This window comes from Neisseria sp. P0022.S010, assembly GCF_051956635.1.
The window spans coordinates 1-7,776 of sequence record NZ_JBQCXF010000126.1; the positions used below are offsets into that span (position 1 = coordinate 1).

The following is a 7,776-nucleotide window of genomic DNA, read 5'->3' on the forward strand; positions in this document are numbered from 1 at the left end:
GTATTTCTATTTGATGAAAATCGGCATTTTATTTGTGAAATGCGCAAAATTTGGTTCTTCAAGTCGGGAATATCCTCCCATCTCGTTTCATTTTTGAACGATAAAATAAATTTTCTTTATCGTTTTTCAGACGGCCTGTTGGCACTCAGCTTCTGAAATAAAACCCTGCTTCATCTTCGCAACGGCGTATCTGCCAACCGTAAACCGATTCAAGCAAGTCGGGACGCATCACTTCGCCCACCTTGCCTGATGCAACGACTTTTCCTTTATCCATCAAAATAATATGTTCCGCATAACGCGCGGCGAGGTTTAAATCGTGCAATACCATCATTGATGAGGCACGGTTTGAATGCCCGGCCAAATACTGCATCAGGCGGTGTTGGTGGCGGATATCGAGATGGTTGCACGGTTCGTCCAAAAGCAAGACTGGCGCGTTTTGCAACAGGGCGCGGATGATGTTGGCACGTTGCTGTTCACCGCCAGAAAGCCTGCTGATGCGTTTATCCGCCAATGCCGTCAAATCAAAATAGTGGAGAAGCTCATCCGCCCATTCATGGTTCAGACGGCCTTTTTGCACAAATGACGCCAGAGCAATATATTCGCGTACGGTCATCGGCATGTTGTAACGCCCATGCTGCCCCACCCATGCCACCCTGCCCGCGCGGATTTGCGGCGCGACGGCCTCACCGAAAAGCGTGATTTTCCCCTGCCCTGTTTGCCCGATTAAGGCACGCAACAAAGTGGATTTGCCCGCGCCATTCGGACCGATAATGACGGTCATGCCCGAAGGTATATCCAGTTGATCGATTTCAAGCAGGGTTTTGTCTTGGACGCGGACGGAAAGATTACAGATTTGAAATAAGGTGTGCATGGCAAAAAATATGGGGCAATGAAGTTTCAGACGGCCTGTTTAGGCATCAACGGCTTTTCAAAGGCTTGATAAACAAATACATAAAAAATGGTCCGCCCAATAAGGCAATCACGATACCGACCGGCAGATCGACAGGGTATGTCAGCCAGCGCGCCGCGCCGTCCACCACCATCAAAAACACTGCGCCCAACCAAGCCGACAGCGCAATCAGTTTGCGGCGGCTGCCGCCGACGGTTTGCGCCAGCACATTGGGGATCATCATGCCGAGAAAACCGATGATGCCCGAAAGCGATACCGCCGCCCCCGTCATCAATGCCGCGCCGATTACGGTTTGCACACGCAAAGCCCCAACTGATACACCCATACTGGCAGCCGTATCTTCCCCCGTCATCAAAACGTCCAGCCGCCTGCCTGCGGATAACAAAATCAGAAAACCGGGCAACATGACCGCAATTGCCGCGACAGGCGATGAGAAACCGGCTTCGGCAAGGCTGCCCGACAGCCATGTGGTCGCGCTGCGCAATACCAAATCGTCAGATAAAAACAAAATCATGCTGACCACAGCGCCCGAAAACGCGCTCAACACAAACCCCAACACCAGCAATCCCAAAGTACCGCCGCCGAGCAGTTTGTGCACTGCCAAAATCAGCAGGCACACACCCAATGCACCGAGAAAAGCCGCCGCCGGCACACCCATCGCACCACCACCCAAAGCCAATAGCACAATCACGCCCAAGGCCGCACCGCCCGACGTCCCGATCAAACTCGGATCGGCCAGCGGGTTTTCAAATAAAGCCTGCAATGCCGCACCTGAAGCGGACAAACCGGCTCCGACCAAAAGCGCGGTATAGATGCGCGGTAAACGGATTTGGCGGACGGTTTCATCCATCGCCAACGGCGACTCCCACGCACCAAAACCGATGCCGCAGCACAAATAAACGGCGGCGGCAGTAAGCAGCAGGCAGAGGGTAAGGGTATGCGGTTTCATGACATCATGCGGTTTAAGCGGATTGAGGAACAGTTTCAGACGGCATTTTTAAGACAGCCGTTTTACTTCCTCCTCAATAAGAAGGAACAAATCAAGGCCGTCTGAAAACAAAAATCAGGCAAGGCGTTCAAAACAGGCGCGTTTATTTCGCCAAACCGTGCAAACGCTGAATCACTTGCGGCGTATCCAGCCCGTAACGGAACATATCGTTGGCCTTCCACAAATAAATTTTGCCGTTTTTCGCGGCAGGCGAGCCGGCGATTTCGGGGCGTGCGGCAAAGGTTTTGACGTTGCCTATCATGGCAGTGTTGTGGTCGGCAATAATGATGATGTCGGGTTTGGCCGCAATCCATGCCTCACGCGTCATCGGTTTGAGGCCGTCAATGGCGGCTGCGGCATTGATACCGCCGGCACGGCGGATGATTTCGTCGGCGGCAGTATTCTTGCCCGATACGATGCGCCCGTCGTAGCTGAAGAGGTAGCGTTTGCCACTGGAAGGCTGCTGTTTCATATCCGCCTGCCACTTACTGGCCAACTTGTCCGCCTGCGCACTTTTGCCGATAAGCTGGCCGATGTTGCGGATACTTTGCGGATAGGCGGCGATGCTGTCATCGGGCGCAACATTGACGGCTTTAATGCCTGCTTTTTGCAGGTGGGCAAAAATATCGGCAGGCTGCGCCATCCATGACCCGATGGCGATGTCGGGTTTGGCAGCCACAATCGGTTCAACCGTCAGACGGCGATGAATGCCGATACTGGGCTTGTTCTTCAACGCCGGATTTTGAACGGTCTGATCGCGGCCGACGATTTCGTCCAATGCGCCGAGTGCGGCAACAATGTCTGCCGTATCGGGGGTTAACACGACGATGCGTTGCGCGTGTGCAGTGCCGGTCAACGAAATAAGTGCGGAAAGCAGGAGGAGTTTGAGTTTCATTGTTTTTTTCCTTGTCGCATACTTTCAGACGGCCTGCTCGTTTTCTCAGGCCGTCTGAAAACGGTTGAATCACATTAGAACTTCAGTTGTACGGTTGCGGCGAAATTGCGGCCGGTTTCGGTGTACAAGTCCATCACACTGGTACGGCTCATGCCGGCAACGTCTGCGTGCTGCCAGTATTTTTTGTTGCCGACGTTGTAGATGTTTGCGCCGATTTCAAGGTTTTTAAACGGTTTGTACCACGCGCCGACATCCCATACGCCATAACCCGGCGCTTGGAAAACAGTGTCGCTGCTGACACGGCTGTGTTTTTTCGACCAGCGCAGCTTGGTACCCACACCCCATTTTTCCTGAGTGTAATCCAAACCCAAAACGCCGTTGAGCGGATAAGCGGAATCCAACGGTTTGCCATCCTGCTGCTCACCGCGCATCCAAGCGATGCTGCCGGAGACTTGCCAGTCCGGCAGGAATTTGTAGGCGACAGAAGCTTCAGCACCGTAGGTTTTGACGTGATCAAGGTTTTGATATTGGTACTGGATAATCGGGCGTCCGCCAACGATGGAGGTGCCGATTTCAGTGCGGTTGATGAAGTTGCGGTAACGGTTGTAGAACGCGGTGACTTGCGCACGGGCGCGTTCGTTTTTGAACTTCATCCCCAATTCAAAGCTGTTGGAGCGTTCGGATTTGAGATCCGCATTCGGGATGACGGCATAGCCGTAGGTCGTGTTGGCAAACGCCATGGTTGCGCTGTCAAACGGCGGCGTGCGGAAGCCTTGTGAATAAGTGGCAAAACCGGTGAACTGCTCGCCCATCGGCACACTCAGGCGCAGGCTGGGCGTAAACGCGGAATCACTAAAGCGCGTCGCCGTTCCGCTGGGATTGGCATTGAGATAGGCTTGGTCGGTCGAAGTGTTCAGCTTGTCTTTTTCGTAACGCAAGGCCGGAGTTAGAACAATGCCGTTGCCGAAGGTCAGGCTGTCTTGTGCGTAAACGCTGAACGTTTTGCGCTTGCTGTCGGGGAAGGTTTTATTCGGATAGGTGCTGCCTGCATAAACTTTGCTGACGGCGCCGTTCAGATTGTCCACTGTCAGACTGTCGCGCGGACGGGCGGTCTCGGTGTGTTTGTATTCGGCACCGGCAACGACGGTTTGTTTGACCGCGCCGTCAAACTCCCACACGCTACGTCCGTTCAGCCCGCGTATGGTCTGATTGAAACCGTAGTCGGAATAACGGGTCGAGTTACCTAATTGGCGCGCGCCCATACGCGTAATGCTCACATCGACGGCATCGTCTTCCGTACGCAGTTTTTGCTGATAGGCAGTCAGGTTGGCTTCTTTCAGACGGCCTTCGCCAGTGTAGCGGTAGCCTGCTTCGATACGTTGACGGCGGATGCGGTCGCGAGCATTGCTCTCAGATGTTGCGATGGTTACCGGCCCGCGCGATCGCGAACCCAAGCTGTTTGCCAACACGGTATCGTTGGCGTGGTAATACTGTTCGTACAAAGTTTCCAAGCGGTGGCGTTCGTTGCCGATATTGCCTTTCGCCAAGATATTGTAGGCATTGTTTTTCTGTGGATTGGTGGCAGTACGCGCAGTCGAGTAGTTGGTATCGCTGCCCATGTTTTCGGTTTCATGACCTTGACGGCGCGTCAGCATCAGCAGACCTTCGGCGTTTTCATGAAAACCTGCCACAGTCGCCGTTACGCCATGGCTGCGGTCGCGGCTGCGGTAGCCGTGTTTCAAGCCAAAATAACCGCGTTTGCCTTCATCGACGAAATCACTCGGAGAAAGCGTCACCATATTCACCACGCCGCCGAGCGCGTCACTGCCGTACAGCGCGGAATAAGGACCTTTGACAATATCGACCTGCTTGAGCGTGTCGCTTTCGACCATATCGCGTCCCGAAATCGCGCCGTTGGAGCCGCCTCCTGCATAAGATTCGGGAATGCGCACGCCGTCCACCATCATCAGAATGCGGTTGCCGTCTATGCCTCGGATATTGATACCGGCATGACCGCGGCGGTTGTTGTCTGACGGCACGCTGACGCCGGGTTCGTACAAAACGATATCGTCCAAATTCTGCGCCGACGCTTGGTTTAAGGTCTTGCGCCCGATAACCGACACATTCGGCGCAGCTTTGTCCAGCGTTTGCGCGTTGCGGTCGGCCGTGACTACCACAGGCTCTATTTCTGCCTGAGCTACCGGCATCTGAGCCGCATATAACTGTCTGGAAAAAACCGCCCCTACTACACAGGCAATCGCTTTCTTTTTCATTACATAACCTTATTATTTGAATAATAATGGTTTGCATTTATAAAATAAATAGGCGGTTTTTGCAAGTTTGGGAACTGCAAGACAGCACTAACAAAGGTGCGGAGCATATGTATTCGTCTGACTACGCCTGCCTGCTCTAACCTGCCCATGATTGACTGATACGGCAGCGATGCGGCCGTTAAGCCATAAACGCAGTTTTCAGGCTATCTGAAAACCCTGTGCAGACTGCTTTTAAAGGCCGTCTGAAATCCGAAAAGCAGCCTGCACTTTGAAAACAAGGTGCAGGCTGCTTTAGGGTAATAAGCCGTTTATCAATCCAGTTTCAGGATTTCTCCGTCTTCCGGAACGTTCACACGGCTTTCAATGCCTTGACCGCGTATAAATTTACGCATATCGGCGCGGCTGACGGCGGTATGATTCACGGTATCCATGTGTACGGTGATGATTTTGGCTTTAGGCATGACTTGGCTGGCTTTTAATACATCAGCCGTCCCCATAATAATGCCGTCTGAAATGCCTGAAATCAGCGCGTAGCCCGTGTTCATAATCAGATAATCGGGTTTGTAGCGGTTCAATGCTTTGTTTACATCTGCCGTCCACACAGTATCACCCATAATATAAGCGGTTTTGTGTCCGCTGCTTTGGAATACCACACCCATTGCATCGCCTAAGATTTCGGCTAGCTGCGGGTTGGCATACATGGCTTCTGTACCGTGTACGCCGCCGGTTTTGCTGATGGTTACGCCGTTGAAGACGGCGCTGCCGTTCAACACGCGTTCGAACAATTCGACAGACAAATCCGCAGTGGTGTCGAGCTGTCCACCCGCTTCGATACCGGACGCGTCTTCGGCAGCCTGAACGTATTCCGCAGCCTGAAAAACAAAATGTGCGACGAAAATTTCCCTTGGACATCCGCAACAGAGGGCATGGTTGATTCAAGCTATTTTGTGAAAAACGGTAAGACTATGAACCGTCCTGTCTGCAACCACGGCGGCTTGACCGATTCGGGCTATCTGGCAAGCGCGCTTCAACCTCATTGGTCGATTGATGCCGAATTGGGCAGCCGTTTCCTTGTCAACAAACTGGAAACAGGCGTGCGCTTCCATTATCACAGCCGCGTCTATGAAAACCGCAATGATGCGTGGCAGCCCCACTACAACGTATTCAATCAATATATGGGAACTAATCATAAACCCCAATATAACGATATGCGCTGGCAGCCTGTTGCGGTATGGGATGCCTACCTGCGCTATAAAATCGGCAAAAACCTGACTGCCGAACTGGTGGGCAGCAATCTGACCAACCGCTACTACCTCGACCCAATGAGCCGCTCCTATCTGCCTGCACCGGGCAGGACAATACGCATTGGGATAACTGGAAAAAGGCCGTCTGAACATTGGGTTTTAGACGGCTTTTTACATGATGGCTTAGTTATGCCCTACTCTTTCATGTTATATGAAAGTTGAAGCTAACCTGCATAATTTTTATATCTTCTGCTTTGGAATTAAAAAGGCTGCTTGAAAATGAAACGTCAATATTTCAGACGGCCTTTGCTTTATAGCAAACTCGAAATCTATGCCACGAAATCCAACCCTATGTCTAACGAGCGGCTACTGTGGGTCAGATAGCCGAGGGCGATGCCGTCTACGCCGGTTTGTGCCACACGCTTCAGGCGGTCGAAGCCGATGCCGCCCGATGCTTCGCAATAGATGGTATGGGGGTGGACGGTTTGTGTGTGGCAGCGGTTTGCCGCTTCTTTCAGGGTTTCGTCGTCCATGTTGTCCAGCAAAATCCGTTCCGCACCCGCCGCGATGGCTTCATCCAGTTGTGCCAACGTGTCCACTTCGATTTCTACGCAGGTCAACGGTCCGACCGCCTGTTTTGCCTGTCGAACTGCTTGGGCGATGCTGCCGCAATAGGCGAGGTGGTTGTCTTTGATGAGTACGGCGTCGTCTAAACCCATGCGGTGGTTCACGCCTCCGCCCGCCCTGACGGCGTATTTTTGCAGGACGCGCAGCAGGGGGATGGTTTTGCGGCTGCACACGATGTCTGTACCGTATTCGGCGACTTCGGCAACGGCAAGCGCGGTGGCGGTGGCGATGCCGCTTAAGTGCGTGAGGTAGTTGAGCGCGGTGCGTTCGGCGGCAAGCAGCGCGCGGGTGTTGCCTTCGACGGCGGCAAGCGTCTGACCTGCGCGGACGGCTTGCCCGTCTTGGATTTCGGCTTGGAAGCGGACGGACGGATCCATCGTCTGAAAGGCGAGGCGCGCCAAGTCTATGCCTGCGATGACGCCGTTTTCGCGGCTGACGAGGAAGAGTTTGGCGGTTTTGTCGGGTGAGATGACGGCGGCGGACGTAATGTCGCCGCGCCTGCCCAAGTCTTCGCTCAAGGCTTGTTCCACCATGGGGCGCAACAGGGTGTCGGGCAGGGGGAAGAGGGTGTTTTCAGACGACATGGAGTTTCCTTTGTTGAAAAATATTGATGTTGTACGATGGGGCAAAACTTCATTTTATAGTGGATTAACAAAAACCAGTACGGCGTTGTCTCGTCTTAGCTCAAAGAGAACGATTCTCTAAGGTGCTGAAGCACCAAGTGAATCGGTTCCGTACTATCTGTACTGTCTGCGGCTTCGTCGCCTTGTCCTGATTTTTGTTAATCCACTATAGGTCGTCTGAAAACGGGCTAACGGCTGCCCAGCGGCAGTCCGATG

5 protein-coding genes and 2 pseudogenes are annotated in these 7,776 nt (G+C 53.2%); 1 reads left to right on the forward strand and 6 read right to left on the reverse strand.

Features of this window, described 5'->3' with window-relative positions:
- Window positions 1-145: 145 nt before the first annotated feature.
- From ACTHUT_RS11375 to ACTHUT_RS11395, 5 genes and pseudogenes are all read right to left on the reverse strand, one after another.
- Complete coding sequence (locus tag ACTHUT_RS11375; protein ID WP_250600521.1) at window positions 146-871, reverse strand: ABC transporter ATP-binding protein; 726 nt, start codon at window positions 869-871, stop codon at window positions 146-148.
- A gap of 46 nt (window positions 872-917) precedes the next feature.
- Window positions 918-1,859, reverse strand: a complete 942-nt coding sequence (locus tag ACTHUT_RS11380; protein ID WP_295864016.1) for a FecCD family ABC transporter permease — start codon at window positions 1,857-1,859, stop codon at window positions 918-920.
- A 142-nt stretch (window positions 1,860-2,001) separates the two neighbouring features.
- Entirely contained in the window at window positions 2,002-2,793 is a 792-nt protein-coding gene (locus tag ACTHUT_RS11385; protein ID WP_250600525.1) for a heme/hemin ABC transporter substrate-binding protein, read from the reverse strand.
- Between the two features lie 74 nt (window positions 2,794-2,867).
- Entirely contained in the window at window positions 2,868-5,066 is a 2,199-nt protein-coding gene (locus tag ACTHUT_RS11390; RefSeq protein WP_284675698.1) for a TonB-dependent hemoglobin/transferrin/lactoferrin family receptor, read from the reverse strand.
- Window positions 5,067-5,377: 311 nt separating this feature from the next.
- Window positions 5,378-5,929, reverse strand: a pseudogene (locus tag ACTHUT_RS11395) (MBL fold metallo-hydrolase); the annotation flags it as partial.
- Between ACTHUT_RS11395 and ACTHUT_RS11400 the strand changes: the two are divergent.
- Window positions 5,843-6,532: pseudogene (locus tag ACTHUT_RS11400) on the forward strand (TonB-dependent receptor); the annotation flags it as partial. The pseudogenes ACTHUT_RS11395 and ACTHUT_RS11400 overlap by 87 nt on opposite strands.
- Before the next feature lie 107 nt (window positions 6,533-6,639).
- On the opposite strand, the gene nadC reads toward ACTHUT_RS11400, so the two are convergent.
- Window positions 6,640-7,521 carry a carboxylating nicotinate-nucleotide diphosphorylase gene (gene nadC / locus ACTHUT_RS11405; protein ID WP_250600533.1) on the reverse strand — a complete coding sequence of 294 codons (882 nt, stop codon included), beginning with the start codon at window positions 7,519-7,521 and terminating at the stop codon, window positions 6,640-6,642.
- Window positions 7,522-7,776: the final 255 nt, after the last annotated feature.

What these genes read in the sequence shown, in the direction of transcription:
- ACTHUT_RS11390 (WP_284675698.1), bottom strand. Translation starts at nt 5,066, where the DNA reads ATGAAAAAGAAAGCGATTGCCTGTGTAGTAGGGGCGGTTTTTTCCAGA.
- ACTHUT_RS11385 (WP_250600525.1), bottom strand. Translation starts at nt 2,793, where the DNA reads ATGAAACTCAAACTCCTCCTGCTTTCCGCACTTATTTCGTTGACCGGC.
- ACTHUT_RS11380 (WP_295864016.1), bottom strand. Translation starts at nt 1,859, where the DNA reads ATGAAACCGCATACCCTTACCCTCTGCCTGCTGCTTACTGCCGCCGCC.
- nadC (WP_250600533.1), bottom strand. Translation starts at nt 7,521, where the DNA reads ATGTCGTCTGAAAACACCCTCTTCCCCCTGCCCGACACCCTGTTGCGC.
- ACTHUT_RS11375 (WP_250600521.1), bottom strand. Translation starts at nt 871, where the DNA reads ATGCACACCTTATTTCAAATCTGTAATCTTTCCGTCCGCGTCCAAGAC.